The organism is Rhodococcus sp. ACS1 (genome assembly GCF_002300155.1).
Taxonomy (GTDB): domain Bacteria; phylum Actinomycetota; class Actinomycetes; order Mycobacteriales; family Mycobacteriaceae; genus Rhodococcus_F; species Rhodococcus_F koreensis.
Genome location: NZ_NSDZ01000007.1, coordinates 125,007 through 151,917, shown reverse-complemented (window position 1 = coordinate 151,917; position 26,911 = coordinate 125,007). Strand labels below are relative to the sequence as shown.

Below are 26,911 nucleotides of genomic sequence, written 5' to 3'. Positions count from 1 at the left end.
TACGGTGGTCCAGGTGACGGCTCCACGACAGGTTGATCCGGAATTCCTTGCCCTTCCGCTGCGTTCGCTGGCGGACGCAGCGCTCGCTGCCGCCCGTGCGGCGGGTGCGTCGCACGCCGACCTTCGGGTACACCGACTGACCAGCCAGTCCCTGCGGCTCCGCGACGGCGAGGTGCAGTCGGCGGTGGACACGGACGAACTCGGGTTCGCGGTACGGGTCGTCGTCGACGGCACGTGGGGTTTCGCCTCGCATGCCGAGCTGACCCCCGCGACCGCCGCCGCCACCGCGCAACAGGCCGTCGCCGTCGCCCGGGCGCTGCGCGGGCTGAACCGGGAACACGTCGAGCTCGCGGACGAGCCGGTGTACTCGGACGTGCATTGGGTGTCCGACTACGACGTCGACCCGTTCGAAATCCCCGCGTCGGAGAAGATCTCGCTGCTGGGTGAATACTCCCGCCGGCTGCTCGCCTCCGACGGGGTCGACCACGCCACCGCGGGATGCCTGCAGGTGAAGGAGCAGACGTTCTACGCCGATCTCGCCGGGTCCTCCATCGTGCAGCAGCGGGTGCGGTTGCATCCGCAACTCGAAGCGACCACCGTCGACCAGTCGGCCGGCGTGTTCGAGACGATGCGCACCCTCGCTCCCCCCGTCGGCCGCGGATGGGAATACGTCGCCGGAGACGGAGTGTGGAACTGGACCGACGAACTCGCCCGCATCCCGGACCTGCTCGCCGAGAAGGTGAAGGCCCCCAGCGTGGTCGCCGGCCCCACCGATCTGGTGATCGACCCGACCAACCTGTGGTTGACGATCCACGAGTCCATCGGGCACGCCACCGAGTACGACCGGGCCATCGGCTACGAGGCCGCCTACGCGGGCACGTCGTTCGCCACGCCCGACAAGCTCGGCACGCTGCGCTACGGGACACCGATCATGCGGGTGACCGCCGACCGGACCGAGCGGCACGGCCTCGCCACGGTCGGGTACGACGACGACGGCGTCGAGACGCAGTCGTGGGACCTGGTCGCCGACGGGGTTCTCGTCGGCTACCAACTCGACCGGGCGTTCGCGCCCCGGCTCGGGCTGGAGCGGTCGAACGGCTGCTCGTACGCCGACTCGCCGCACCACGTCCCGATCCAGCGGATGGCGAACGTGTCGTTGCAGCCCGACCCCGACACCGACCGCAGCACCGAGGACCTGATCTCCGGGGTGGAGGACGGCATCTACGTCGTCGGCGACAAGTCCTGGTCGATCGACATGCAGCGCTACAACTTTCAGTTCACCGGCCAGCGGTTCTACCGCATCCGCGGCGGGAAGCTCGACGGGCAACTCCGCGACGTCGCCTATCAGGCGACCACCACCGACTTCTGGGGTTCGATGGACGCCGTCGGCGGCCGGTCCACCTGGCAGCTGGGCGGCGCATTCAACTGCGGCAAGGCGCAGCCCGGTCAGGTCGCGGCCGTCAGCCACGGCTGCCCGTCGGCACGCTTCCGCGGCGTCAACGTACTGAACACCCGGACGGAAGGCGGCCGATGATCGCACCGCAGCAACTCGTCGAGCAGGTCCTCGCCCGGGCCACCGTGGACGAAACCATCGTGATCGTCACCGATGCCAGCGAGGCGTCGCTGCGGTGGGCGGGCAACTCGATGACCACCAACGGCGTGTCCACCTCGCGTAGATGGACGGTCATTTCCATCGTCCGCTCCGGGCAGGACGCCAGGGTCGGGATCGTCACCTCCGCGTCCGTCGACGTCGCCGACATCGACGGAGTGGTCCGATCCGCCGAAATCTCTGCCCGCGCAGCCACACCCGCGTCCGACGCGATGCCGCTGCTCACCGGAACCGGCACCGACGAGCGCTGGGAGGATTCGGCGCAGCGCACCGAGATCGGCGCGTTCGAACAACTCGCCCAGGACCTGAGCATGGGCTTCGACGGCGACGATCAGCTCTACGGTTTCGCGCATCATCAGCTGCACACCACGTGGCTGGGCACGTCGACGGGAATCCGGCGCCGATTCGTCCAGCCGACCGGGTCGGTCGAGATCAACGGCAAGCGCGGCGACGCCAGCGCCTGGGTGGGCACCAGCACCAAGGACTTCACCGACGTGGCCGGAGTGAAGTTGCTCGAGGACCTGTCGACGCGCCTGGACTGGGCCGGCAACCGCGTGGAGTTGCCCGCGGGCCGGTACGAGACGATCCTGCCGCCGTCCGCGGTCGCGGACCTCATGATCTACCTCATGTGGACCATGGAGGGCAGGGCCGCCGAAGAGGGGCATTCGGCCCTGTCGGCGCCCGGGGGCACCCGCATCGGGGAGAAACTCAGTGCACTCCCCCTCACCCTCTATTCCGATCCCGTCGCGCTCGGCCTGGAGTACGCGCCGTTCGTGATCGCCGGGTCGTCGTCCGAGTCGGTGTCCGTCTTCGACAACGGGATGGACGCGGGCCGCGTCGACTGGATCCGCGACGGCACCATCGGTGCGCTCGCGTACCCGCGGTCGGCGGCGAAGGAGTTCGGCGCCGAGGCGACCGTGCCCGGCGACAACCTGATCCTCGACGCCGGCGGTTCGGTGTCGCTCGACCAGATGGTGGCCGAGACCGAACGCGGACTGCTGCTGACCACCCTCTGGTACATCCGGGAGGTCGACCCCGCCACGCTGCTGCTCACGGGATTGACGCGGGACGGCGTCTACCTCGTCGAGAACGGAAAGGTCACGGGCGCCGTGAACAACTTCCGGTTCAACGAGAGCCCCCTCGACCTGCTGCGGAGGGTCACGCAGGCCGGCGCCACCGAGCGGACCCTGCCCCGCGAGTGGAAGGACTGGTTCACCCGGACCGCGATGCCGTCGGTGCGGGTGCCGGACTTCCACATGTCTTCGGTCAGCAAGGCGCTCTGAGGGCGCGATTTCTATGCGGACGCTCGTCTAGGTGACAGGCCGTGAGCTTTCCGTTATAAATGCTGCAGACATCACGCATATGAGATTTCTCACTCCAGAGACGTTTCGCCGCGGATGTCATATTCAGGTCTCCAGAGAACGGGACCGAAACTCCCGCATCGCCGCGTGGCCGACGCATGCGCCGAGTCCGTCCCTTGCACGCCCGACAAGGAGGTTTCATGCACTCCGATACCCGCATCCGCGAAGCACTCCACGGCCACACCAAGGTCACGGGACGGTTCGCGCTCGCCGACGTGGCACTGACGACGTTCGTCTGCCTCGCCTGCGCCACCGGCATAGGCATCATCACCGGTTCAGTTCTCGCCGCCGCGACGGGGGGACTGATCGTCGTCCTCGCCACGGCGCTGATGGTGGCGGCGGTATGACCGCGCCGAGCATTCAGCGACGTACCACAATCCAGGAGATCCCCGTGTCGAACGACGTCCTCGAGGCTGCACCGCCTGCACATTCGATTCCGCACCGCCACCCCGACGGGCGCGAGGTCCTCGCCACCGCGAAGGGCATCCTCATCGCCACCCGCGGATACGGCGACGCCGAGGCGTTCGAGGAATTGCTCGACGTCTCCCGCCATCACCACGTCAGCGTGCTGCGAGCGGCGAAGTCGCTGGTGGAATTGGCGACTCGGCGACAGCCGTGCCCGTCCGTGACGACGCCGGCACCGCTGTACGCACTCGAGTTCACGGAATGGACGACGCTGCTGGCGCGATGACGTCGCCCCGGTCCGCCCGGGTGAGACGCTGGTGGCCCCGATGTGTGAGCCATTCGAGCGGCCCACGATCGAATCGCCGCAACCACAGGCGCGACACGACGATCAGGGTCGCCGAGACGGCGCCGAACAGTGCGAGCGTCGCCGGAACCACGGTGGTGCCGTCCAATCTGGCCGCGAGGCCGAATCCCCAGCCGTAGCAGACGATCGAGCACAGAATATTCTGCAGCACATAGCAACTGAGCGCGGTGTGGCCGACGCCCGAGAGTGCCTGGCCGGGCGCGCCGGGTGCGCGACCGTCGGCGTAGCGGTGCGCGATCGCCGCGAGTAACCCCAACGCCACGATCGGCGCGGTCCCGTACCTGCCGAGGATCAGACCCGCGTCGCCACCGAACAGTCCGAGCGCGAGGTCGAGCGGAAGGGCGATCGCCAGGCCGGCGATCATGAGGCCGCGCCGCAGCGCGCCACGGTCCGGGTCGAGGACGCGCGCACCGTAGAGGTGCGCGCCGACGAGGAACAACGCGATCGACAGCGGCAGGATGAACAGCACCTCGAGCCGGAACAGCAACAGATTGTCGGCGCGGAAGACGACGAGGTCCCAGAAACTGCCGTCCGCATAGGGATTCGGCGACAGCGACTGCGGATCCCGCGCGGGCGCCGAGGACAGGGCCGCGACGACGAGGGCGAGCATCGCCGCGTGGACGGCCACCGCGCACACTATCCACGTTCGCTGCGCGCGGATGCCCGTGGTCAGGATGAATGCGACGATCAGTCCGGTGAGGGCATACCCGGTCAGGACGTCGAATTCGGTGAACAGCAGGAAGTGCAGTGCTCCGTCGAGCATCAGCAGCGCTGCGCGCCAAGGGTATCCGCCCGGCCACCGTTGACCGCGCCGCTGGGCGGACCGCTGCTGGATGACCAGTCCGATGCCGAACATGACGGTGAGCAGGCCGAGGAACTTGCCCTGCGCGAATTGCTGCAGCACCGCCTGCACCGGAGCCCATCCGCCGGTGGCCTTTCCGGTGCCGTTGATGTATCCGACGAGTCCCTCGACGTTGGTGAAGATCCAGATGTTGGTGGCGAGCGTGCCCAGGATCGCCGCGCCGCGCATGACGTCGAGCGCAGCGTAGCGGTGGGAACTCGATGGTTGCGATGTCATCCGTTCAGCCCCTCCAGTACTTGTTAGTACGGTCGTGCCAACAAATTCTGATGCTAACACGACCGTGCTAACATGACCGGGTGCCGAAGCTCATCGACCACGACCGACGGCAGCAGGACATCGCCGAGGCTCTGTGGCGGGTGATCCAACGCGACGGCATCGGCGCCGTGTCCGTCCGCGACGTGGCCGCCGAGGCCGGCATATCCAGCGGATCGCTGCGGCACGTGTTCGCCAGCAAGGCCGAACTTCTCGCCTATTCGATGCGTCTGGTAGCCACGCGGGTCCGCGAACGGGCACAGGCCCACACCTCGATCGCCGACCCGTGGCAGCGTGCCCTCGCCGTGTTGGACGAGGTGCTCCCCCTCGACGATCGCCGGCGCTGCGAGATGGAAGTGAATCTGGCACTCGTCGCCGAGAGCCCCGCCCATCCCCTGCTGAAGGACATCGCCCTCGGCGCCCAGCGACAACTACGGGATGCGTGCGCCGCGATCCTGACCGGTCTCGCACGGCACGGTCTCGTCGCGCCGGACATCGACGTCGACGCCGAGGCGATGCGTCTGCACGCACTCGTCGACGGCGCCGCGATGCACGTCCTGCTCGGCGACACCGACACCCCCGACTCGGCGCACCGCATGATCGACGAGCACCTCCGCACCCTCGCCTGAGCGGTTCGTGCCTCGCGGGTTGTCAGTTGCTGTAGACCCGATCGACCCGGACGAATACGACCGCCCGGCCCTGCTCGGCCATCACCCGGTCGTATTCGTCCCAGTCCTCGTGCGTGCCTCCGGCAGAGACGAATACCTCCCGACGCAGAAGCCGCAATCTCTCGTCGTCGAGCCACGGCTGGGGGTCGTCGGGACCGGCTATCTCGGCGGTTCCCTCGACGGTCGCCCACTGCCACCCATCCCGGAAGGTGGTGGCGACCTGAGGGCGAGACCTCAGGTTGTTCAGCTTCACCCTTCCGTAGGTCACGAATCCCAGAACCGGTTCGCCTGTGGCCGGGTGCTCGAGCAGGCCGACGTTGACCATCGAGGCCTGAATGGTTCCGTTCGCGCGAAGAGTGGCGACCACCGCCAGGCCGTTGTCATCCCGTGCCAGAGCAACAGCGTCCTCGAGAGTCGTCATCCACCGAGACTACTGCGGTGCCGGCCTTGATCGATCGTCATTGCCTGCAGTTCGCATCTACGGCACGACGTCATTGTGTGGAACGCGCCGAGGAGACGGGTCAGTGTGGGGTTCCGCCCGCGGCCAGGTAGGTGTCGATGGCCTGTTGCAGGCGGTCCAGGGCCGCGCCGTAGGCGGTGAAGTCGCCGGTGCGTTGTGCCTCGCGCAGGTTGGCCAGGGCGGCGTTGAGTTCGAGGACCGCCGCGGTCAGCTGGTCCGATGACGCCGGCGGCGGGGCGGTCGGGGCGCCCGGTGGAGGCGGCGCCGGCGGTTGCCCATCGATAGGTGGAGGTGTGGTGGCGTCGCCGCCGGGTGCGGTGGCGACGGCGCCGGTGCCGGTGCCGAAGACCTGGTCGAGGGCCTCGGCGAGAGTGGGGGCATATCCGATACGCACCCCGCCGGTGCCGGGTTCGCGGTAGCTGACCAGGACTCGGGCCAGCTGCGGGAACGTGGAACCGTTGGGCGTGCTGGTCAAGCGTTCGGTGAACACCGGTTCGACGTAGAGGATGCCGCCGTCGGCGATCGGCAGGGTCAGCAGGTTGGCATAGTAGATCCGGTTCGACCGCTCGAGCAGGGTGCGCTCGGAGGCGACGCGGGTGTCGGAGATCATCGAGTTCTGGGTCTGCCGCGGGCCCTGGGTCTGGGTGTCCGTCGGCAACCGCAGAATGTCGATCTTGCCGTAGTTTTCGGGGTCGGAGTGCACCGAGAGGTAGGCGGAGAGAAATTCCCGGTTGAAGCCGACCATGGCGCTGGTGAGCCGGAATGACGGGGCCGCGGTGCCGGCGTCGCCGACCAGGACGTAGTACGGCGGTTGCTCGCCACCGGTGTCGGCGGTCGGATCGCTGGGCACCGACCAGAATGCATTGGTGGTGAAGAACTCCCGCGGATCATCGACGTGGTACTTCGCCAGCAGGTCCCGCTGCAGGCGGAACAGATCCTCGGGGTAGCGGAAGTGCGTGCGCAGCTCGGTCGGGATCGCATTCGGCGGCTGCACGGTGCCGGGGAACACGCTCATCCACGCCCGCAGGACCGGGTCGTTCTCGTCGACCTGGTAGAGGGTGACGGTGCCGTCGTAGGCGTCGACGGTGGCCTTCACCGAGTTCCGCACATAGGACACCTGCTCGGGGGACAGGGTGCGGCCGGTGTCGGTGACTACCGGCTCGGCGAGTGAGCCAACCTGAGAGTACGGGTAGTGTGCGGCAGTGGTGTAGCCGTCAACGATCCACACGATCCGGCCGCCGACCACCGCTGGATACGGGTTGGTGTCGGTGGTCAGCCACGGGGCGACGTGCTCGACTCGGGTGGCCGGGTCCCGGTTGAAGATGATCTTCGACTCGGGCCCGATGGCGCCGGAGAACAGGATGTTGCGTTCGGCGTACCGGGCGGCGAACGCCAACCGGTTGACCCAGCTTCCCACCGGCACCCCACCGGTGCCGGTGTAGGTGTACTGGGCGGTGTCGGTGTCGTACTCGCGCGGCGGCGCGCCCTCGGGTCCGCCGACGATGGCGTAGTCCGGGTCCGCCTGCGCGATCACCTCACCGAAGTAGATGCGCGGTTGCTCGACCGGGATCACCTGCCCGCCGCCGGCCTGCGAGGCGATGTCGCTGACCGCGTAGATCGGGTACCCGCTGTCACTGCTCGCGCTCTGCCCGGCAGCGTCGCGGACGGCGGCGTTGACCCTGTTGGCGGGGGCGGCGACGAACCCGTTGCCGTGGGTGTAGACGGTGTGCCGGTTGATCCACTGGGTCTGTTTGCCGCTGAGACTGTTCGGGGAGAGCTCGCGGGCGGCGACGATGTAGTCGGCGAGTCGCCCGTCGATGATGTAGCGGTCGATGTCGAGGTGCTCGGGGAAGCCGTAGAAGTTCTTCAGCTGTTGCTGCTGGGTGAAGGTGCGCGAGAGCACGGTCGGGTCGAGCAGGCGGGCGTTGGCGATGGTGGTGACGTCGGCGGGAATGTCCCGGGGCGGCCGGGTGCCGACCCCGGGATAGTCGAGGTAGTCGACTCGGTCCGGGCCGATTCCATAGGCCTGCCGGGTCGCGGCGATGTTGCGTTCGATGTAGGGGCTCTCCCGATCGGCGGCGTTCGGTCGGACCGAGAACTGCTCGATCAGCGCCGGATAGATTCCGCCGACCACGATCGCCGAGAGCACCAGCAGTACCGTGGCCATCGCCGGGATCCTCAGGTCCCGCACCGCGATCGCGGCGAAGAACGCCGCCGCGCACAGTACTGCGATCGCGACCATGATCAGCCGGGCCGGCAGCACCGCGTTGATGTCGGTGTATCCGGCCCCGGTGAAGGTGGGCTCCTTCCGGCCGCTCCACAACAAGGAGTACCGGTCGAGCCAGTAGGAGGCCGCCTTCAACGCGATGAACGTGCCCGCGAGCACCGCGAGCTGGATGCGCGCCGGCCGGGACACCTCGATGAGGTGGTCCTTGCTCGGTGCCAGCCGGATGCCGCCGAACAGGTAGTGGGTTCCCAGTCCGATCAGCAACGCCAGGAACACCGCGACGAACAGCCACGTCAGGATCAGCCGATAGAACGGCAGGTCGAAGATGTAGAAGCCGATGTCGTACCCGAACTCCGCGTCCACAGTGCCGAAGCCGCCGCCGTGCAAGAACAGTTGCACCGTCCCCCAACTCGCCTGCGCGTGCAGCCCGAACGGCAGCGCCAGCAGCACCGCGATCCCCACCGTGAACGACCGCGGGCGGCGCAGTACCACCGTCCGGTACCGCTCGAGCGGATCCTTCGCCGCGTCCGCGGCAGTGGCCGCGAACAGTGGGCGGGATCGGTACGCCCACACCGTGGACGCGAAGATCACCGCACCCACCAGCAGCGTCACTGCCGTGAACAGGATCAGCCGCGTGACCAGGACCGTCCCCCAGACGCGGCGGTAGCCGACCTCACCGAACCACAGCCAATCGGTATACCCCACGACCAGACGCGGCCCGATCACCAGCAAAGCAACGAGCGCCACCGTCACCATGATCGTGACCCGGGCCCGACGCGGCAGCGCCCACATCCGGTCGGACGGTTGCATGGCCACCTCCCACGGGTCGGCTCACGAGCAGCCCCGCCGGACCACCCCGCCCGATGCAGCGAAGGCGTCCGTATCACCCCATTCTAGGCGGTGCCGGATCGGGCGCAGTGGACCCGCGAGTGGAACGAGTGCTGCCGGGTGGGGTGGCGTGGCGCGTCGCCGGTGCCTCCGCGGCAAGCTGTCCAAGGAGCTCGTCCGCAAACTCCTCGAGGGCCTGTCGACGACCGCATCGCGACACGACATGACCGACCGCTTTCACAATCTGGAACGAACGATCTGGAACGACCACGAACGCCGCTGCCACCTGAAGGACGAACGCGGGAAGTCTATTCACACCCACCGATCCGGGCAACGACATCGCAGCCCGAATCATCAAGACACACAATTAACTTGACGATGACCCCGTCGGTGACAGGCCGAGCCGATGCTGTGATGAACACCGATCGCAGCATGTCAGCGCACCCCGCTTGAGTCGTGGCGTACGGGGTACCCAGCCGGCACGGGGACATCCGCCCGCAACCGCTGTGCCCCTGACGAGGAGGTGCGCACAATGATCAACTTGTACTACCTACTGACCGTGGCGCTCTACATCATTTCGGCGATCTGGCAGGGCAATCTCGGACACTGGTGACCGAGATACCGGGGCAGGCCGGGCATTGATCGCGTCTGCCCCCGTCTGCGGGTGCCCGACACAGGAGTACATGCCGTCGGTCAGCCATCGTCCAGTGCCTTCGAGGTGACGACCTGGACCAGGTCGTCGAGAGCGGCGAGCGCGGCGTCGCCGTCGCGGTCGACGAGCCACCGCAGCACCAGCCCGTCGAGCGCCGCCAACGCGAAGCGCGCGACCTGCTCGACGGGCGTGCCCCAGGCGACACCGGCCCGGTGAGCGCACAGATCGAGGAACGCGATAGCTTCGGCATCCATGGTGCGGTACTGGTGGCTCGCGACCGCCCCGGCGGAGTCGTGGCCGGCGCCGCGGCGCCGCAGGGCCCTCGCGGTGATCTCGTAGGTCAGCAACTGGTGGTCGGGGGTGGCCTCGATGACCGGCCACAGGCCGCCGATCCCGGCAGAGAGGAGTTCCCGAAGACCGGGAATGCCCGGCAGTTCCGCGGCCCCCGTCAGCCGGCCGAATGCCGCCCGCATCGACTCGCTGACCTGCAGGATCAGGTTCTCCCCCATCTCGGTCAGGAGTTCTTCCTTGTCCTCGAAGTGGTAGTGCGCCACCCCGAGCGACACACCGGCCGCGTCGGCCAGGCGGCGGATGGTCAGCGCGGCGACACCCTGGTGAGCGGCGATCGCCAGCCCCGCCTCGATGAGCTGTCCGCGGCGAACATCTGCGGGAAGCGTCTGCGACATCACCAGATCGTATGCGCCCGAGCCCCACCGGGAGACGCATCGGACCACACAAGGGCTACCGGTCGTCGGCCGTGACGGCGAGTCCTATGGTGCCGGTCTTTCCTCGGCGCAGGAGGCTGCCTTTCATCGTGAGCCAGCCGAGGATGCCGTACTTGCGGGCGATCACGTCCCGGGTGTGATCGGTGTCCGCGGCGTCGAGGATGACGGCGCGGGCCGGTACCTCGGGGCCCTTCGGCTTGCCGCGCGCATCGCACGCGGCCACCGTCACCTCCGGATTGCGGCGGATGCGTTTGACCTTGTAGGAGTCGGTGACCGTCCACATCAGCAGACGGTCACCGTCGGCGGCGGCCCACAGTGGCGTCGCCACCGGGGTGCCGTCTTTCCGAAACGTGGTGAGCAGGACATACTTCGCGGACGACACCCGATCGAATTCTGTGGTCACCCGGCCCATGCTAGCCCCGATGCCGGTCAGTCCCCTTCGAGTTCGCCTTCGGTTTCGAGGTACACCTGCCGCAGGCCGTCGAGGGTCTGCTGCTCGGGGTGCTCCCACATGTCCCGCTCGGCCGCCTCCAGGAGTCGTTCGGCGATGCCGTGCAGGGCCCACGGGTTGGACTGTTCCATGAACTTGCGGTTCTGCTCGTCCAGCACGTACGACTCGGCGAGTTTCTCGTACATCCAGTCGGCGACGACGTTGGTGGTGGCGTCGTATCCGAACAGGTAGTCGACGGTCGCCGCCATCTCGAACGCGCCTTTGTAGCCGTGGCGGCGCATCGCCTCGAGCCACCGCGGGTTCACGACCCGGGCCCGGAAGACGCGGGACGTCTCCTCCGACAGGGTCCGGGTGCGCACCGACTCGGGCCGGGTGCTGTCGCCGATGTACGCCTCGGGGGACTTCCCGGTGAGCGCCCGCACGGTCGCGACCATCCCGCCGTGGTACTGGAAGTAGTCGTCGGCGTCCGCGATGTCGTGTTCGCGGGTGTCGGTGTTCTTGGCCGCCACGGTGATTCGCCGGTACGCCGTCCGCATGTCGTCGGCGGCGGGTGCGCCGTCGAGTCCGCGGCCGTACGCGAACCCACCCCACGTGGTGTACACGTCGGCGAGGTCGGCGTCGCCGCGCCAGCTCTTGGAGTCGATCAGCTGGAGCAGTCCGGCCCCGTAGGTGCCCGGCTTGGACCCGAAGATGCGGGTGGTCGCGCGACGTTCGTCGCCGTGCTCGGCGAGATCCGCCTGCGCATGGGCGCGCACGAAGTTGCTCTCGGCCGGTTCGTCCAGTGCGGCGACGAGCCGGACGGCGTCGTCGAGCAACGCCAGGACGTGCGGGAACGCGTCCCGGAAGAAGCCGCTGATCCGGACGGTGACGTCGATGCGCGGACGGCCCAGTTCCTCGAGGTCGATCACCTCGAGGTTCACCACGCGCCGGCTCGCCTCGTCCCACACCGGGCGCACGCCGAGGAGCGCGAACACCTCGGCGATGTCGTCGCCGGACGTGCGCATCGCGGACGTGCCCCACACGGACAGCCCCACCGACCGCGGCCATTCGCCGTGATCGGACTTGTAGCGGTCCAGCAACGATTCGGCCATCGCCTGACCGGTCTCCCAGGCGAGCCGCGACGGCACGGCCTTCGGGTCGACGGAGTAGAAGTTCCGGCCCGTCGGGAGCACGTTGATCAGCCCACGCAGCGGCGACCCGCTCGGCCCGGCGGCGATGAAACCGCCGTCGAGCGCGTGCAGCACCTGGGCGATCTCGTTGTCCGTCTCCCGCAGCCGGGGCACCACCTCGGTGGCCGCGAACCGCAGGATCTTCGCGACCGTGGCGTCGTCGGTGAGGGTGTCGGCGGCGTCCGGGTTCCAGTCGGCGTCGTGCATGCCCTGCACCAGCCCGTGCGCCTGCTGCTCGATCTCGTCCACACGGGTGCGGGATTCGTCGCCGTCCTCGCTGAGGCCGAGAGCCTCACGGAGTCCGGGGACGTTCTGCTCGCCGCCCCACATCTGCCGGGCGCGCAGCATGGCGAGCACCAGTTCGACCTCGGCGGCGTCTCGGGGCGCCGCACCGAGCACGTGGAGCCCGTCCCGGATCTGGACGTCCTTGATCTCGCACAGCCAGCCGTCGACGTGCAGCAGCATGTCGTCGAACACGTCCTCGTCGGGACGTTCCTCGAGTCCGAGGTCGTGGTCCATCTTGGCGGCACGCATCAGCGTCCAGATCTGCTGGCGAATGGCGGGCAGCTTCGACGGGTCGAGTGCGGAGATGTTCGAGTGCTCGTCGAGGAGTTGCTCGAGCCGCGAGATGTCACCGTAACTCTCGGCGCGGGCCATCGGCGGGATCAGGTGATCGACGAGGGTCGCATGGGCGCGGCGCTTGGCCTGCGTGCCCTCCCCCGGGTCGTTGACGAGGAACGGGTAGATCAGGGGCAGGTCGCCGAGCGTGGCGTCGGTGCCGCACGAGGCGGACATGCCGAGTGTCTTGCCGGGCAGCCACTCGAGGTTTCCGTGCTTGCCGAGGTGGACGACGGCGTCGGCGCCGAAACCGCCGGCCGCGGCGTCCGCCGCGATCCACCGGTACGCGGCGAGGTAGTGGTGGCTCGGCGGCAGGTCCGGGTCGTGGTAGATCGCGACCGGCTTCTCCCCGAATCCGCGGGGCGGCTGCACCATCAGGACGAGGTTTCCGAACTGCATTGCGGCGATGACGATTTCGCCGGCGGGATCCTGCGATCGGTCGACGTACAGTTCGCCGGGCGCGGGTCCCCAGTGTTCCTCGACGCCCTCGCGCAGTTCCGCGGGCAGCGCCGAGAACCACTCGCGGTAGCGGGCGGCGGAGATCCGGATCGGGTTCCCCTCCAGCTGCTCCGCGGTCAGCCAGTCCGGGTCCTGGCCGCCTGCGGCGATGAGGGCATGGATCAGCGCATCGCCGTCCTGGGCCGCGAGGCCGGGCACGGAGTCCGGCCCGTCCGCGGGGCCCAGGTCGTAGCCGGCGGCCCGCATCTCGGTGAGCAACCTGATCGCGCTGGCCGGGGTGTCGAGACCGACGGCGTTGCCGATGCGGGCGTGCTTCGTCGGGTACGCCGACAGCATCAGGGCGATCCGGCGTTCGGGTGCGGGGATGTGCCGGAGCCGGGCGTGCCGGACGGCGATGCCCGCCACCCGGGAGGCGCGCTCGGCGTCGGGAACGTAGGTGGACAGGCCGTCGGCGTCGATCTCCTTGAACGAGAACGGCACCGTGATCAGTCGGCCGTCGAACTCGGGGACCGCGACCTGGGTGGCCACGTCGAGGGGGGACAGTCCGTCGTCGTTGGACTCCCACGACTCCCGGCTGCTGGTCAGGCAGAGCCCCTGCAGGATCGGCACGTCCAGCGCGGCCAGCGCGGCGACGTCCCATGCCTCGTCGTCACCGCCGGCCGACGCGCCCGCCGGCTTGGTGCCGCCGGCGGCGAGCACGGTGACCACCATCGCGTCCGCTCGGCGCAGCGTCGTCAGCAACTCCGGTTCGGCGGTGCGCAGCGACGCGCAGAAGATCGGCAGCGGAGTGCCGCCCGCCGCGTCGACGGCCTCGCACAGGGCCTCGATGTAGCGGGTGTTCCCGGCCAGGTGCTGGGCGCGGTAGTAGAGAACGGCGATCGTGGGGCGGTCCGCGTCGGCGTCGGGGGCGAACGGCGCGACACCCCAGCTCGGCAGGTGGACCGGCGCCTCGAAACCGTGACCGGTCAGCAGCACGGTGTCCGACAGGAAGTGGTGCAGTTGGGCGAGGTTGTCGGCGCCGCCCTCGGCGAGATAGTTGTGCGCCTCCGCCGAGACACCGGCCGCGACCGTCGAGCACTCCATCAACTCGGCGTCCGGGGCGTGCTCGCCGCCGAGGACCACCACGGGCAGTCCGCTGGCCAGGACCGCGTCGAGTCCCTCTTCCCATGCCCGCTTGCCGCCGAGGATGCGCACCACGACCAGGTCGGCGCCGTCGAGCAGTCCCGGCAGATCCTCCTCGACCAGCAGCCGTGCCGGGTTGGCCCAGCGGTAGTCCGCCCCGCTGGCGCGTGCGCTGAGCAGGTCGGTGTCGGAGGTGGAGAGCAGCAGGATCACGTGTGGAGCCTTCCTGGGGGTGTCGCGCCCCGTGGCGGTGGTTCTGTGCGGAACCGGAGGTCGGAGGACGGCAGGCGAGGGTCTGGCTCGCCCACCGGTTTCGGCGAGCTCACAGTGGCGCGACCGCACCGGATTCGCACCGGCTTCCTCTCCTGCTGTCGCAAGTGCTGGTGATGCTACCCGGGGCCGGACGTAACCTGGGACCATGGTCGACTCCCGTTCCCGCCCCGATGCATGCCCCGGCGCGCTGCAGGTCCATCAGGCGGCCGACGGTGCGCTCGCCCGGGTGCGCCTCCCCGGCGGTGTGCTGACCTCCGCCCAGCTGCAGACACTCGCGGAATCGGCGCGCGACCTCGGCAACGGCGAGATCGAATTGACGTCCCGCGGTAATGCGCAACTGCGGGCGGTCCGCGATCCGCTGGAGTTCGCCCGGCGCCTCGCCGACGCGGGCCTGCTGCCCTCGGAAACGCACGAGCGGGTCCGGAACATCCTCGTCTCGCCGCTGACCGGCCGGATCGGGGGTCTGACGGACCTGCGCGATCTGGTCGGTGTACTGGACCGGACGTTGTGCGCCGACCCCACGTTGGCGGACCTGCCCGGCCGCACCCTGTTCACCCTCGACGACGGCCGGGGCGACGTCTCGGCGCTCGGCGGCGATTTCGGGGTCCACGCTGTCGGTGGGTCGGAGGTCGCGCTGATCCTCGCCGGTCGCGACAGCGGCGTCCGGATCCCGACAGCGGACGCGGTGTCGATGCTCGTCGATGCCGCCCGCGTCTTCCTGGAGCTGCGCGAACGGCACTGGCGGCTGTCCGAGATCGCCGACGGGGTCGAACGGACGCTGTCGGCACTGACGCTGGCACCGACCGCCGACCCGGTTGGCGGGTTCGACGAGCACCGGCCGCCGATCGGGTGGCTCGACCAGCCGGACGGCAACGTGACCCTCGGCGGCGGTCTCGCATTCGGGGTCCTCGACGCCCGGCTGGCGGAATTCCTCGCCGCGGTCGAGAAGCCGGTAGTCGTCACGCCGTGGAAAACGGTGCTGCTGTGCGATCTGGACGAGTGGTCCGCCGAGCAGGTGGTCCGGGTCCTCGCCCCGATGGGCCTGATCTTCGACGAGAACTCCCCGTGGCTGAACGTCAGCGCCTGCACCGGGCAACCCGGGTGCGAGAAGGCGCTAGCCGATGTGCGGACCGATGCGCGGGACGCCGTCGCGAGCGGCGAACTCCCGGTGGAGGGCCGACAGCACTGGTCGGGCTGCGAGCGGTGCTGCGGCCGCCCCAAGGGCGAGGTCGCCGACGTCGTCGCCACCGAGACGGGTTACCGGGTGGAGGAGCGGTGAACCCGGAGCCTCTATCGTGAGCGGATGATCGAGTACATCCGAGACGGCGCGGAGATCTACCGCCAGTCCTTCGCCACGATCCGCGCCGAGGCGGATCTCAGTGCCTTTCCCGAGGACGTCTCACAGGCCGTGGTCCGCATGATCCACGCGAGCGGTCAGGTCGATCTCGTGGACGACGTCGCGTTCACCCCCGGCGTCGTGAAGGCCGCCCGCGCGGCGCTGGCGGACGGCGCCCCGATCCTGTGCGACGCGCAGATGGTCGCCGCCGGCGTGACCCGCAAGCGTCTCCCGGCGGACAACGAGGTGATCTGCACCCTGCGCGACCCCCGGGTTCCGGTGCTGGCGGAGCAGATCGGGAACACCCGCTCGGCGGCCGCGCTCGAATTGTGGGGCAGCAAACTGGAGGGGGCCGTCGTCGCGATCGGCAACGCCCCGACCGCCCTGTTCTACCTGTTGGACATGATCGAATCCGGTGCACCCCGGCCCGCCGCGATCGTGGGCGGCCCGGTCGGGTTCATCGGCGCGGCGGAGTCGAAGGAAGCGTTGATCGAGCACCCGAGCGGACTCGACTATCTGGTGGTCCGCGGCCGCCGCGGTGGCAGTGCCATCACGGCTGCGGCGCTGAATGCGATTGCGAGCGAAGTCGAATGAGTTCCAACGAGCAGTCGACCGGCAAGCTGTGGGGCGTCGGCATCGGACCGGGCGACCCGGAACTGGTGACGGTCAAGGCTGCGCGGGTCATCGCCGAGGCCGACGTAGTGGCGTTCCACAGCGCCAGGCACGGCAAGAGCATCTCCCGCGCGGTCGCGGCGCCGTACCTGCGTGAGGGCCAGATCGAGGAGCACCTCGTCTACCCGGTCACCACCGAGACCGTCGACCACCCGGGCGGATACCAGGGGGCGATGGACGAGTTCTACGAGGAAGCGTCGCAGCGGCTCGCCGCGCACCTCGACGCCGGCCGTACGGTGGCGCTCCTCGCGGCGGGCGACCCGCTCTTCTACAGCTCGTACATGCACATGCACAAGCGGCTGGCGCAGCGCTTCGAGGCGGAGGTGATTCCCGGGGTGACGTCGATCAGCGCCGCCTCGGCCGCGCTGGCGATGCCGCTCGTCGAGGGCGAGGAAATCCTCACCGTCCTGCCCGGCACCCTGCCGCGCGGCGAGCTGACGCGGCGCCTGCGGGAGACCGACGCCGCCGCCATCCTGAAACTCGGACGCACCTACCCGGCGGTGCGGCAGGCGTTGAAGGACTCCGGTCGCATCGACGAGACGTGGTACGTCGAGCGGGCCAGCACGACACGGCAGAAGATCGACCACGCGGACGACGTGTCGGACAGCGACGTCCCCTACTTCTCGATCGCCATCGTGCCCAGCCCGTCGAACGCCCGCCGCGACGATGCGCCTCCGCAGGGCGAACTCGTCGTCGTCGGGCTCGGCCCCGGCGATCAGGCCTGGACCACCCCGGAAGTGCAGCACGAACTGTCGCTGGCCACCGACCTCGTCGGATACGGGCCGTACATCGACCGGGTCCCCGAACGTCCGGGACAGCGCCGTCACTCGAGCGACAACCGGGTCGAGGCCGAACGGGCCGCGATGGCGCTCGACCTCGCCAAGAACGGGGCCCGCGTCGCCGTCGTGTCCTCGGGCGACCCGGGTGTGTTCGCGATGGCCGCCGCGGTGCTGGAAGTGGCCGCCGAGGAACAGTGGCGGGGCGTCCCCGTCCGCGTGCTGCCCGGCATGACTGCCGCGAACGCCGTGGCGAGCCGGGTCGGCGCACCCCTCGGCCACGACTACGCCGTGCTGTCCCTGTCCGATCGACTCAAGCCGTGGGACGTTGTGGCGCAGCGTATCTCGGCGGTCGCGAGCGCCGACATGGCCTTCGCCGTCTACAACCCGGCGTCGAAGTCACGGACCTGGCAAGTCGCCGCGATGCGTGACCTCGTCCTCGAGCACCGCTCCCCCGACACCCCGGTGATCATCGGCCGCGACGTGGCCGGCGCGCAGGAGTCGGTGCGGGTCGTGCGGCTCGCCGACCTCGACCCGGCCGAGATCGACATGCGGTGCCTGCTCATCGTGGGCTCCTCCATGACGACCGTCGTCGAGAACGAACACGGGACGAGGGTCTTCACGCCCCGGCGCTATCCGGGTTGAGTGGATCGAGCTCCACCAGGATTCCGCTCTCCCGGATCCAGGGACCGTCCCGCGGCGCCACCATCTCGACCCAGCCCGTTCCCGCGAACGGCCCCGACACAGGTGGCGGCGCGGGAACCAGACCCGTGCGGAGGCCGGCCTTTCCGTCGGGAACCTCGCTCAGCGTGTAGGTGCCTGCGCAGCGGTACCGCCCGTCGGGATCGGCGTGACGCGTGTGCGTGATCAACTGCCGGCGCCGGATTGATCCCGTCACTCGTGCGGACTCGGGGAGCAGCGCGGCGAAATCCGCCTCGAAGTAACCACGGAGGTGGACCGGACCGCGCAGCTCGTCGGCCGATTTCACGAATGCGGTGAACCCGGCGCCACGAAACAACATCGAACGCACCGGCCTGTCGTCGAGATTCTCGATCTCTCCCGTCACGTCCGATCCGAAGTCCGGCAAGTCGCCCGGACCGGTATCGGTATCTCCGCGCGGGTAGAACCTCAGCGCGTACTCCGCGACATCTCCGACCACGGGAAACGCGCACTGGCCATCCATGATCAGGTCCTCGGGAACGACGATTCTCAGTGCCATGTCCTTGCTGTTCCCGATCGAAAGTGTTTTCACACCGATCAGGCGACGCGGCCGGAGCGGAGTTCGGTCACCGCGATCCGGGCGACGTGCCCGATCGCGGCATCGACCACCGGCAGCACCGGGTCCGTCCGCGCGGCGCGGGTGAAGACGGCGACCGCGACCGGAATCTCACCGGGAAACGTCACGACGGCCACCTCGTTGCGGATGGCGCCGATGGTCCCGGTCTTCCCGGCGACGTCCACCCCGGAGTGCGGAAACCCGGAACGGATACGGTGCTGCCAGATCTGCGCGGACATCACCTGCCGGACGAACTCGCCCTGCGCGCCGGGCACCGCCCGTCCGGTCCAGATCGCGTCGAGAAGCGACGTCATCTCCCGCGGCGTCGTCGCGCTCGCGTACGACGGGTCGTAGGCGGACACCGTCCACGCCTCGTCGTTGTCCGCAAGCGCCGCGAATGCTTCGGCGGTGGTGTGCGCATGGGCGTCGATCACCAAACTGCGGTGCGCATCCGCGGTGCCGCCGATGATGCGCGTGCTCGTCAGGCCCAGGTCCGACAGTGACCGCTCGACGCTCTCGAGTCCCACCCGCCCGAGAACCAGGTCGGCGGCCGCGTTGTCGGACACGGTCATCATCGACAACGCCAGATCCCGCCAGCTCAGCACCACCGGGTCGCGGAACGTCGACACTCCCGTCGGTCCAGGAGTGCAGTCGGCCGGATTGACCCGGACGGTCGCGGTCGGCGACAACTCCCCGGATTCGAAAGCGCGGCACAGGGCCACGAGCAGCGGAAGTTTGTAGACGGACGCGAGCACGACGACGTCGTCCGCGCCGACTGCGATGTCGCCGGCATCGCCGACCGGGGTACCGACGCGGCGGGCGTGCAACCATCCGGTGCACCCGGCGTCGGCGAAGACGTCACGGATCCGCTTCTCCGCCGATGTCATCGATCGGCCCTGATCAGCACTCGGTCGAGGGCGGCGGCAGACGATGCGACATCTGCCCCGGAGCGCCAGACGATGCGCACGCGCAGCGAGAGGTCGTCGCGCAGCAGATCGATCCACGCCACACCGGGCATCACCGTGGGCGGCGACGCCGTCACTCCGAAATGCCCGCCGGCGGACACGCGCGTGAGGAGTTCCCGCTGCCCCGACGCGATCACGATGTCCAGGTCCAGACCCCGCACCCGCCACAGGTCGATGAACAGGTCGTGGGCAGGCGGATTGTCCGAGCGCGGACCGGTGGCCAGCATCAGCCCGCGCAGCATCCGGACCTGCGCCTTCTTCGCGGCTGCCACCGGGTGGTCGTCAGGCACCACCACCCACCGCCGGAGCTTGACGACCGGGCCGATGTCGAGACCAGTCAGTAGGGCCGGATGCTCGACCACGGCGACGTCGAGACTGCCTGCGCGGACTGCGTCCACGAGTTCGGTGGTGGACGCCGTGGTCGTCACCACCCGGGTGGGATGCGTGGCGTCGACGTCTCGCAACGCACGAACACAGCGCACCACCACGGCGTCGGCCACCGAGTGCGGGACACCCCACCGCACCACCGCGTCGCGACCACCCGCGATGCGGTGCGCCTCGTCCTCGAATCGGGTCGCGTCGTCCACGAGAAGCCTCGCACGCGGGAGCAATTGGCGTCCGGCGTCGGTGAGTCCGACGCCGCGGGCACTGCGCTGAATCAACTCCGTGCCGAGTCTCTGCTCGAGCCGACGCACCCCCTGTGACAGCGGCGGCTGCGTCATGCCAAGTCGCGACGCGGCATTGCCGAAGTGCCCCTCTTCCGCAACGGCGACAAAGAAACTCAGATGGCGCAGCAGATCCATGGCGCCCATTGAACCAGTTCCGATCACCCACTTCGGCGAGCCCGTCACTTCGCACACACAAAACGTCCTGCCGACCTGGGGCAATAGCGCACCCGACTCGCCGCGACGGCGGATTCGTCTTTGCGCTATGGGCGGGGGCACCTCCACATTGGGTCCATGCTGATACATCGATATCACCCGAAGCCCAGGTGCACCGGTCGTCGCGGCGCCGTTGCACTCGCACTGGCTCTGCCGTTGCTGGTCGGGGCGTGCACGGCCACCGCGGAGCAAACCCTGCCCAAGACGTCGGAGGTGGCTGCGTTACCGGATCAGCAGTCCCTCGACGCGAAAATCGAGGCACTGGAAGCGCAGTACGCCACGCGGATCGGGGTGACGGCCGTCTATCCCGCGACCGGCGCGGTCTACAGCCACCGGGGCGACGAACGATTCGCGATGTGCTCGACGTTCAAGGCCTACGCGTCCGCCGCGGTCCTGCGCAAGATCGAGGACGGGTCGACCGCCCTCGACAAGACGGTGGTGATCGAACCCGGCGATCTCGTCGAGAACTCGCCGGTCACCGCCGCTGCCGTGGGCACCCCGATGACGTTGGGGCAGATCGCCGAAGCGGCGCTGACGCAGAGCGACAACACCGCCGGAAACTATCTGCTCCGCGAGATCGGCGGTCCGCAGGCGGTCACCGCCCTCGCCCGCGACCTCGGCGACGAGAGCACGCGACTGGACCGGTGGGAGACCGAACTCAACACCGCTTTCCGCGGCGATCCCCGGGACACGACGACACCGACCGGCCTCGCCCGGGGTTTCCGGGCGCTGCTCCTCGACGACGCCCTCGACGCGGCAAGCCGCGATCAGCTTCTCGAGTGGATGCGGGCGAGCAAGACTTCGGACAAGCGGATGCGCGCCGGTCTTCCGCCCGGATGGACCGCCGCCGACAAGACCGGTGGCGGCGGGTTCGGGACCGCCAACGACGCCGGCGTCGCCTGGAGTCCGGACGGCTCCCCCATCGTTCTCGCCGTCCTCACCGACAGCCTCACGAATCAGGAAGACGCGCAGGGAAACAACCAGGCGATCGCCGACACGACTGCGGCTGTCATCGAGGGTGTGACCGCGCCGTGAGCCATCTCTGCAGCGACACCGCCAGTTCGACGGGAGCGTCGAACTGGATCAGGTGCCCGGCGCCGTCGATCACCTCGAGTGTCGCACCGGGGATGAGGCGCGCCAGTTCCTCGGCCCGGTCGACGGGGATCCAGGCGTCGTCCCTCCCCCACACGACCGCGACGGGAACCTCGATCGACGCGTACCGGTCCTGGATCTCGTCGGTGTACCGCTCGTCGGCCTGGGCGATCTGCCGGTAGAACGCGACCTGACCCTCCTCCGACAGCCACGGCGTGGTCAGCACGGCCATCTGAGCGGGGGTCAGGCCGCGGTGGGACGCACCCGCGATGTACGCCTCGAGAGCACCACGGTGCACGGAGGCCGGTTGCGCGGCGAAGACGTCGGCGTTGTCCGCGACGAGCCGGAAGTAGCCGGATCCCCACGGCCGCAGTGCCACCACGTCGATCAGGGCCAGCGAGGTGTACCGCGCGCCGTGCAGGAGATGGGCGCGGAGTGCGACGGCACCCCCGTAGTCGTGCGCGACGACGTGGGGTGCCTCGAGGTTCCAATGCCGCAGGAGGTCGGTGAGCAGTTCACCCTGGATGCCGAGATCGACGTCGTGGGCAGCGTCCTTCGACGACTGCCCGTACCCGGGCATGTCCCACAGGTAGACCGAGAACTCGGCGGCGAATGCGCGTGCGAACGGCCACCACAGCTGCGAAGACCACGGCGTCCCGTGGCACATCACTACGGCGGGGCCGTTCCCGAACTTGTCCCATGCCACCGACCTGCCGCGCCATTCGAGGGTCTGCGAAAGCTCCACACCCGCAGTGTGCCATCCCGCACGTGAGTGGCACGGTGTACTGACGCACACCGTGCCACTCACCTGTGACTAATGCACGAGGCCGCTTTCGAGGACCGAGTGCCCGCCCTCGACATCGTGACGGCAATCGACTGGGCGCAGCGACCTTCCGCCCTCGGCGACCCGCCGCCCGGCGACCGTCAGCATCGGGCGCGGAATCCCGATACCCATCACCGGCACGCCCGTCACATACCCTTCCTTGTAGAGATGATTCGACGCGTCGGCCACTTCGTCCCGGGTCAAGGGCGACGGCGCCCAGCCGACGGTCTCACCGATGGCGTCCGCGTCCAGAATCGGACTTCGATAACCTTCGCCAGCCTTCGCCAGAAGCCAACGCAGAACAGCGTCACGAACCGCCCATTGACGATCGGTAGCTGCATTCACATTTCAGTCCTCCGGTAATTGGCGTTGATGCCCGCGTGCACCATAGCCACCCGCAGGGAACAAGCAAGTTCGTGAGCTTTACTGCGCTTCTTGGGATCTCACGACTGCGACTCCGGTGGACTTTCCCATTTTCCCGGGTATGGTCGGGACGATGATGCCGGACCTCGAGGTGGGACGTGAATTTCTCCGTGCCCGCCCGTGAATCGACCTACGATGGGTGAATGGAGAGCGGAACCGACGCGACCAAGACCTGTTCGTCCTGCCACGGTCCGATCGGATACGAGATCAAAGACGCCCACGCCGGATTCGCGTCGCTGCCTCCGGGCAAGCGGTACCGGGTCTTCCACTGCATGAATCGATGCTCACGATCGGCCCCCGACGGCCTCGAATGCGGACACCGCCACGAATACCTCTGAAACACGTCATCGTTCAGTCCTTCGGTCCAAAAACATCGCATCGTCCCCTTGACCTCGAGTCCACTCAAGCTTTTAGCGTGGAGTGCATGACAACGACCGCCCCGTCACAGGCCGGCTGGTCCGAATTGCTCGGACCCCGGTATCGCTCGACCTCCGCTGTCCTCGCCGGCGGCGTCGGACTGCACGCCGTCAACATCTTCCTGACCACGAGTCTGCTGCCCACCGCCATCGGCGAGCTCGGGCGCGAATCGCTGTACGCGTGGAGCGCGACCGTCTTCATGGTGGCGTCGGTGATCTCGTCGATGACCGTGAGCCGCCTCCTCGCACACCGCGGGGCGCTCCGTGCGTATCTGTTCGCGCTGGCGCCGTTCTGCGCGGGCACGATGATCTGCGCGATCGGTCCGTCGATGGAGGTGCTCCTCGTCGGACGTGCAGTGCAGGGGATCGGCGGGGGCCTGCTCGCCGGCCTGAGTTACGCCGTACTGCGCGAGGCGCTGCCCGAACGTCTGTGGGCCCGCGCGACCGCATTGGTGTCGGCGATGTGGGGCGTGGGAACTCTCGCCGGACCGGCGATCGGCGGCCTGTTCGCCCAACTCGGCCATTGGCGACTCGCGTTCGTCGCGCTGGCGGTGGTCGCCGCGGTCATCGCAGTGATCGCGCCCCGCGCGTTGCCGCGCACCGAGCGTGTGCGGGGCGGCGAACCCGTCCCCGCCACGTCGCTCGCGCTGCTCACCCTGGCGACGATCGCGATCAGTGTGGCCGGCATCCTCGGCAACCGCACCCACATGCTGATCCTGATCGCAGTCGGAGTCGTGTTCGTCGCAGCGTTCCTGGCCTGGGAGCGGCGATCACCGCGCCGAGTGCTGCCGAAGTCGACGTACAGCCGGGCGTCGTCCCTGAAGTGGATCTACCTCACCATCGCGGTCCTCGCGTCCGGAACCGTGTCCGAGGCCTTCACACCGCTGTTCGGTCAACGGCTCGCCGGACTGGCGCCGTTCGCCGCGGGATTCCTCGGCGCCATGATGTCGGTCGGATGGTCGGTGACCATGATCTTCAGTTCCGACATCTCCCGGCGGCGCCCGAAGACGGTGGCCATGATCACCGGACCACTGGTCCTCGCCGCGGGCCTGCTCCTCACGGCGGCCCTCTGGCGCGACGTCTCCGGACTCGCCGTGGTGATTCTGTGGGCTGTCACGCTGGCCGCCGCGGGCGCCGGCATCGGACTCGCCTTCCCGCACCTGATGGTCGCCGCCATGCAGAGCACCGACGACGCGCACGAGGGCGCCAAGGCGGCGGCCGGGCTCAACACGGTCGAGTTGATCGCCATGGCCGTCGGGTCCGCGGTCGCCGGTGTGCTGGTCAATCTCGGCGCGCCCTCGACCCTCACCTCGGCGCAACTGCTGTTCCTCGGTCTCGGCGTCATCGCGACGGCCGGCGTGTTCACTGCGTACCGCGCGACCCGGCAGGCCGACCGAGGGAACGCCGACCCGTCCTAGGCCCGCGCTGCGAAGTGGTGCGCGCGACGGAGGATGTCGTGGGCACGGGCGAGTTGCGGCGGATGCCCGCCGTGCGTGACATGGCTACCGTCCGGGCCCAGTCGCTCGATCGTCGACTCGGCCCAGGAGATGTCGTCCGAGTCCGGCGCCATCGCGGTGTTGATCACGGGTACCTGCTCGTTCGCGAGCGTCAGTTTTCCGGTCATCCCCATCTCGCGGGCAAGTCGAGTGTCGTCCCGGACGATCTCGGCGCTCTGCGCCAGCGTCGGCCCGTCGATCGGAGCCGCGATCCGGGCTGCCCGGCTGGCGTTGACGAGCCGGGACCGGGCGTATGCCAACGCCATCGGGGTTCGTCCGGCGCCGGTGTCGCGGCAGTAGTCGCCGATCCCGAACGCGAGCCGGGTGACGGGAGCGGTGCGAGCAATGTCGTCCACGGCGACGACGGCCTCCGCCGATTCGATGAGGGCGACCAGCGGGACACCGGGGATCTCCGCGGCGGTGTCCCGGACCTGTGCGGGTGCTTCGGTTTTCGACAGCATCAGCCCGCGCAGCCCGGGCAGGCCCCGGATCGCGTCGAGGTCGCGCCGCCAGTGCGGGGTGGTTACGTCGTTGATCCGCACCCAACCCGGATTCCGCTCGAGCCATCCGGCGGCGCAGGCACGACCCTCATCCTTCGCGGCGAACGGCAAGCCGTCCTCGAGGTCGAGGATCAGCGCATCGGCGCCGGAGTCCGCCGCCGCGGCGAAGACCTCGCTCCCGACCGCAGGAACCAGAAGCCAACTTCGCGACATCGCGAGGTCGATCTCGCTGTGCTGGGCTGTCTCGACACTCATGCTGTTTTTTCCTCGGCCATACCGAGGAGTCTGCGCTTCACCGGGAGGCGGCACACTCGACGAAGCGGAGTGCAGCGAAGGGGTTCGGGCACCGCTTCGTCAGGTGCGGCGCCCGACCCGTCCGGTCCGGCTCAGAAGTCGAAGCCCCAATTGGCCGGGTTGAAGACGACGCGGTACCAGACGGCGGTGGCCGAGTCGAACGTGCACGGCACGATTACGACCCCGGACGTCTGTTCGAGCGCCGCAGCCTTCCCGCAGAAGTACTCCGCGCCTTCGCCGGACGTCTCGGCACGGTAGACGGGTCCGACGTGCCACGGTTCGGCACTCGCCGTACCGGCGCCGACGGTGGCTCCGAGGACAAGAGGTGCGGCCAGTATCCCGGCCAGTGCTGCGGCACGCCGGGCGGACTTCTTCTGCACGAGAGCTCCTTCGTAGGCGACGACACGACAGTTCTGTGTGGTTAGTTCGCACAAGAAGCGTCGGACGTTACCGCGGTGCTGCGGCCCTCTCCTCGAACACCTCGCTCGACCCGTTCTGCGCGGCGAGTGCGCGGGCTCTGTCCAGGGCCTCCTGGGCGGCCGCCTTCACCGTCGCGGGATCCTCGGCTGTCGCAGGCGCTTCGACCGGTGCGGGCGTCTCGACTACGTCGGGAGTCTCCGCAAGATCGGGGGTTTCGACGGCATCAGGGGTCTCCACTGCGTCCGGCGTCTCCACTGCGTCCGGCGTCTCCACTGCATCCGGCGTCTCCACGGGGTCGGGAGTCTCGATTGCCGGTGCGGGCGCCTTGGTGACGGGGGGTACCTCGACGGGCGCTGTGCCACCCTTTTTCAGATACTGGCCGCACACCGGCCACGCGCCGGGGCCTTGGGTTTTCAATACGTTCTCGGCGACCCGGATCTGCTCGGCCTGACTGGCTTCCGAGGGCACTCCTGTTCCGCCGTGGGATTTCCAGGTTTCCGGTGTGAACTGCAATCCGCCGTAGAACCCGTTTCCGGTGTCGGTGGCCCAGTCGCCGCCGCTTTCGCACTCTGCGACTTCTTCCCAGTCGTGCGGCGCGCCGAACGCGGTTCCCGCGCCCAGCCCCAGTAGAATGGTGGCGGCCGCGCCGATCAGGGCGATCCAGCCGAACGTGCGTTTCTCCATGTTGCGAGTGGTCATGCTGGCTCAATCCTCTCCGCGCTTGCGGACGCGGCATGCCGGCGACGACACGTCGATTGCCGGCGATCCTTTCGGTGCCTCGTCCCGCGCCTCGAAGGTGTCGGGATCACGAACCCGCGTCGGCAGATTTGCAGCGGCGGGCCCCCGAACGTGGCCTCCTCCCGAAATTCACACGGCATGAACAAGGTACGGATGTTCGACTATTGAGAAACGCGAGTGAAAATTGTGCAGTTCTGAGGTTTCGATACCCGTTCGAGTCCATGTCGTGACAATTCCGACATCTGTTGAACAGTAATGCGAATGCTGGATGACGATGCAGTGAACGCACGCTCCCGTC

Annotated in this window: 25 protein-coding genes and 1 riboswitch; of the genes, 11 read left to right on the top strand and 14 right to left on the bottom strand. The window is 68.7% G+C overall.

Annotated features, from left to right (window positions below):
- The first annotated feature begins 13 nt into the window (after positions 1-13).
- The 4 genes from CJ179_RS32240 to CJ179_RS32225 all read left to right on the top strand — a co-directional run bounded on the left by CJ179_RS32240 (position 14) and on the right by CJ179_RS32225 (position 3,661).
- On the top strand, positions 14-1,534 hold the full coding sequence (locus CJ179_RS32240; protein WP_095864338.1) for a TldD/PmbA family protein: 1,521 nt from the start codon (positions 14-16) through the stop codon (positions 1,532-1,534).
- The gene (locus CJ179_RS32235; protein ID WP_072950536.1) at positions 1,531-2,892 is read left to right on the top strand and encodes a metallopeptidase TldD-related protein; all 1,362 of its coding nucleotides are present in this window, start codon (positions 1,531-1,533) and stop codon (positions 2,890-2,892) included. Before CJ179_RS32240 ends, CJ179_RS32235 begins: the two co-directional genes overlap by 4 nt.
- Before the next feature lie 218 nt (positions 2,893-3,110).
- Positions 3,111-3,317 (top strand): hypothetical protein, encoded by a 207-nt coding sequence (locus CJ179_RS32230; protein ID WP_072950539.1) that lies wholly within the window; start codon positions 3,111-3,113, stop codon positions 3,315-3,317.
- Complete coding sequence (locus tag CJ179_RS32225; protein ID WP_072950541.1) at positions 3,314-3,661, top strand: ANTAR domain-containing protein; 348 nt, start codon at positions 3,314-3,316, stop codon at positions 3,659-3,661. Before CJ179_RS32230 ends, CJ179_RS32225 begins: the two co-directional genes overlap by 4 nt.
- Here the strand turns inward: CJ179_RS32225 and CJ179_RS32220 are convergent.
- On the bottom strand, positions 3,630-4,817 hold the full coding sequence (locus CJ179_RS32220) for a DUF418 domain-containing protein (RefSeq protein WP_095864137.1): 1,188 nt from the start codon (positions 4,815-4,817) through the stop codon (positions 3,630-3,632). The genes CJ179_RS32225 and CJ179_RS32220 overlap by 32 nt on opposite strands.
- An 80-nt stretch (positions 4,818-4,897) precedes the next feature.
- Here CJ179_RS32220 and CJ179_RS32215 point away from each other — a divergent pair, with 80 nt between their 5' ends.
- Positions 4,898-5,482 carry a TetR/AcrR family transcriptional regulator gene (locus tag CJ179_RS32215; protein WP_072950547.1) on the top strand — a complete coding sequence of 195 codons (585 nt, stop codon included), beginning with the start codon at positions 4,898-4,900 and terminating at the stop codon, positions 5,480-5,482.
- Between the two features lie 22 nt (positions 5,483-5,504).
- Here CJ179_RS32215 and CJ179_RS32210 read toward each other — a convergent pair whose 3' ends face one another.
- The 5 genes from CJ179_RS32210 to CJ179_RS32185 all read right to left on the bottom strand — a co-directional run bounded on the left by CJ179_RS32210 (position 5,505) and on the right by CJ179_RS32185 (position 14,445).
- Positions 5,505-5,942 (bottom strand): TIGR03618 family F420-dependent PPOX class oxidoreductase, encoded by a 438-nt coding sequence (locus tag CJ179_RS32210; protein WP_072950550.1) that lies wholly within the window; start codon positions 5,940-5,942, stop codon positions 5,505-5,507.
- Positions 5,943-6,042: 100 nt separating this feature from the next.
- Positions 6,043-9,018, bottom strand: a complete 2,976-nt coding sequence (locus CJ179_RS32205; protein WP_095864337.1) for a UPF0182 family protein — start codon at positions 9,016-9,018, stop codon at positions 6,043-6,045.
- A 711-nt stretch (positions 9,019-9,729) separates the two neighbouring features.
- A complete protein-coding gene (locus tag CJ179_RS32195) occupies positions 9,730-10,374 on the bottom strand; it encodes a TetR/AcrR family transcriptional regulator (protein WP_095864135.1) in 645 nt (214 codons plus the stop codon).
- Between the two features lie 55 nt (positions 10,375-10,429).
- A complete protein-coding gene (locus tag CJ179_RS32190) occupies positions 10,430-10,825 on the bottom strand; it encodes a PPOX class F420-dependent oxidoreductase (protein WP_087557467.1) in 396 nt (131 codons plus the stop codon).
- Positions 10,826-10,842: 17 nt separating this feature from the next.
- Positions 10,843-14,445: a cobaltochelatase subunit CobN gene (locus tag CJ179_RS32185; RefSeq protein ID WP_095864134.1), complete on the bottom strand. Its 3,603-nt coding sequence runs from the start codon at positions 14,443-14,445 to the stop codon at positions 10,843-10,845.
- A gap of 55 nt (positions 14,446-14,500) precedes the next feature.
- A riboswitch (cobalamin riboswitch) is annotated at positions 14,501-14,644 on the bottom strand.
- A gap of 6 nt (positions 14,645-14,650) precedes the next feature.
- Here CJ179_RS32185 and cobG point away from each other — a divergent pair.
- The 3 genes from cobG to CJ179_RS32170 are packed head-to-tail and all read left to right on the top strand — an operon-like array spanning position 14,651 to position 17,934.
- Positions 14,651-15,784, top strand: coding sequence for a precorrin-3B synthase (gene cobG, locus CJ179_RS32180; RefSeq protein ID WP_095864133.1), 1,134 nt, complete (start codon positions 14,651-14,653; stop codon positions 15,782-15,784).
- A gap of 24 nt (positions 15,785-15,808) precedes the next feature.
- Positions 15,809-16,435, top strand: coding sequence for a precorrin-8X methylmutase (locus CJ179_RS32175; protein ID WP_095864132.1), 627 nt, complete (start codon positions 15,809-15,811; stop codon positions 16,433-16,435).
- Positions 16,432-17,934 carry a precorrin-2 C(20)-methyltransferase gene (locus tag CJ179_RS32170; RefSeq protein WP_072950564.1) on the top strand — a complete coding sequence of 501 codons (1,503 nt, stop codon included), beginning with the start codon at positions 16,432-16,434 and terminating at the stop codon, positions 17,932-17,934. Before CJ179_RS32175 ends, CJ179_RS32170 begins: the two co-directional genes overlap by 4 nt.
- Here the strand turns inward: CJ179_RS32170 and CJ179_RS32165 are convergent.
- The 3 genes from CJ179_RS32165 to CJ179_RS32155 are packed head-to-tail and all read right to left on the bottom strand — an operon-like array spanning position 17,909 to position 20,342.
- Positions 17,909-18,508, bottom strand: coding sequence for a hypothetical protein (locus CJ179_RS32165; protein ID WP_143548932.1), 600 nt, complete (start codon positions 18,506-18,508; stop codon positions 17,909-17,911). The two genes, CJ179_RS32170 and CJ179_RS32165, sit on opposite strands and share 26 nt — an antisense overlap.
- 38 nt (positions 18,509-18,546) lie before the next feature.
- Positions 18,547-19,452, bottom strand: a complete 906-nt coding sequence (locus CJ179_RS32160; protein WP_095864130.1) for a serine hydrolase — start codon at positions 19,450-19,452, stop codon at positions 18,547-18,549.
- A complete protein-coding gene (locus tag CJ179_RS32155) occupies positions 19,449-20,342 on the bottom strand; it encodes a LysR family transcriptional regulator (RefSeq protein WP_095864129.1) in 894 nt (297 codons plus the stop codon). The genes CJ179_RS32160 and CJ179_RS32155 overlap by 4 nt, the downstream gene beginning before the upstream one ends.
- A 147-nt stretch (positions 20,343-20,489) precedes the next feature.
- On the opposite strand from CJ179_RS32155, the gene bla reads away from it, so the two are divergent.
- Positions 20,490-21,446, top strand: coding sequence for a class A beta-lactamase (bla, locus tag CJ179_RS32150; protein WP_095864128.1), 957 nt, complete (start codon positions 20,490-20,492; stop codon positions 21,444-21,446).
- Here the strand turns inward: bla and CJ179_RS32145 are convergent.
- Entirely contained in the window at positions 21,421-22,248 is an 828-nt protein-coding gene (locus CJ179_RS32145; RefSeq protein ID WP_072950571.1) for an alpha/beta fold hydrolase, read from the bottom strand. The genes bla and CJ179_RS32145 overlap by 26 nt on opposite strands.
- A 69-nt stretch (positions 22,249-22,317) precedes the next feature.
- The gene (locus CJ179_RS32140) at positions 22,318-22,671 is read right to left on the bottom strand and encodes a serine recombinase (RefSeq protein ID WP_095864127.1); all 354 of its coding nucleotides are present in this window, start codon (positions 22,669-22,671) and stop codon (positions 22,318-22,320) included.
- Positions 22,672-22,892: 221 nt separating this feature from the next.
- Here CJ179_RS32140 and CJ179_RS32135 point away from each other — a divergent pair, with 221 nt between their 5' ends.
- Positions 22,893-23,087 carry a hypothetical protein gene (locus tag CJ179_RS32135; RefSeq protein WP_072950573.1) on the top strand — a complete coding sequence of 65 codons (195 nt, stop codon included), beginning with the start codon at positions 22,893-22,895 and terminating at the stop codon, positions 23,085-23,087.
- Between the two features lie 86 nt (positions 23,088-23,173).
- Positions 23,174-24,583 (top strand): MFS transporter, encoded by a 1,410-nt coding sequence (locus tag CJ179_RS32130; protein WP_095864126.1) that lies wholly within the window; start codon positions 23,174-23,176, stop codon positions 24,581-24,583.
- Here the strand turns inward: CJ179_RS32130 and CJ179_RS32125 are convergent.
- The 3 genes from CJ179_RS32125 to CJ179_RS32115 all read right to left on the bottom strand — a co-directional run bounded on the left by CJ179_RS32125 (position 24,580) and on the right by CJ179_RS32115 (position 26,574).
- The gene (locus tag CJ179_RS32125; RefSeq protein WP_072951303.1) at positions 24,580-25,416 is read right to left on the bottom strand and encodes a CoA ester lyase; all 837 of its coding nucleotides are present in this window, start codon (positions 25,414-25,416) and stop codon (positions 24,580-24,582) included. The genes CJ179_RS32130 and CJ179_RS32125 overlap by 4 nt on opposite strands.
- A gap of 131 nt (positions 25,417-25,547) precedes the next feature.
- Positions 25,548-25,835 carry a hypothetical protein gene (locus CJ179_RS32120; protein WP_095864125.1) on the bottom strand — a complete coding sequence of 96 codons (288 nt, stop codon included), beginning with the start codon at positions 25,833-25,835 and terminating at the stop codon, positions 25,548-25,550.
- Between the two features lie 67 nt (positions 25,836-25,902).
- Entirely contained in the window at positions 25,903-26,574 is a 672-nt protein-coding gene (locus CJ179_RS32115) for a transglycosylase family protein (protein ID WP_095864124.1), read from the bottom strand.
- Between the last annotated feature and the right edge of the window lie 337 nt (positions 26,575-26,911).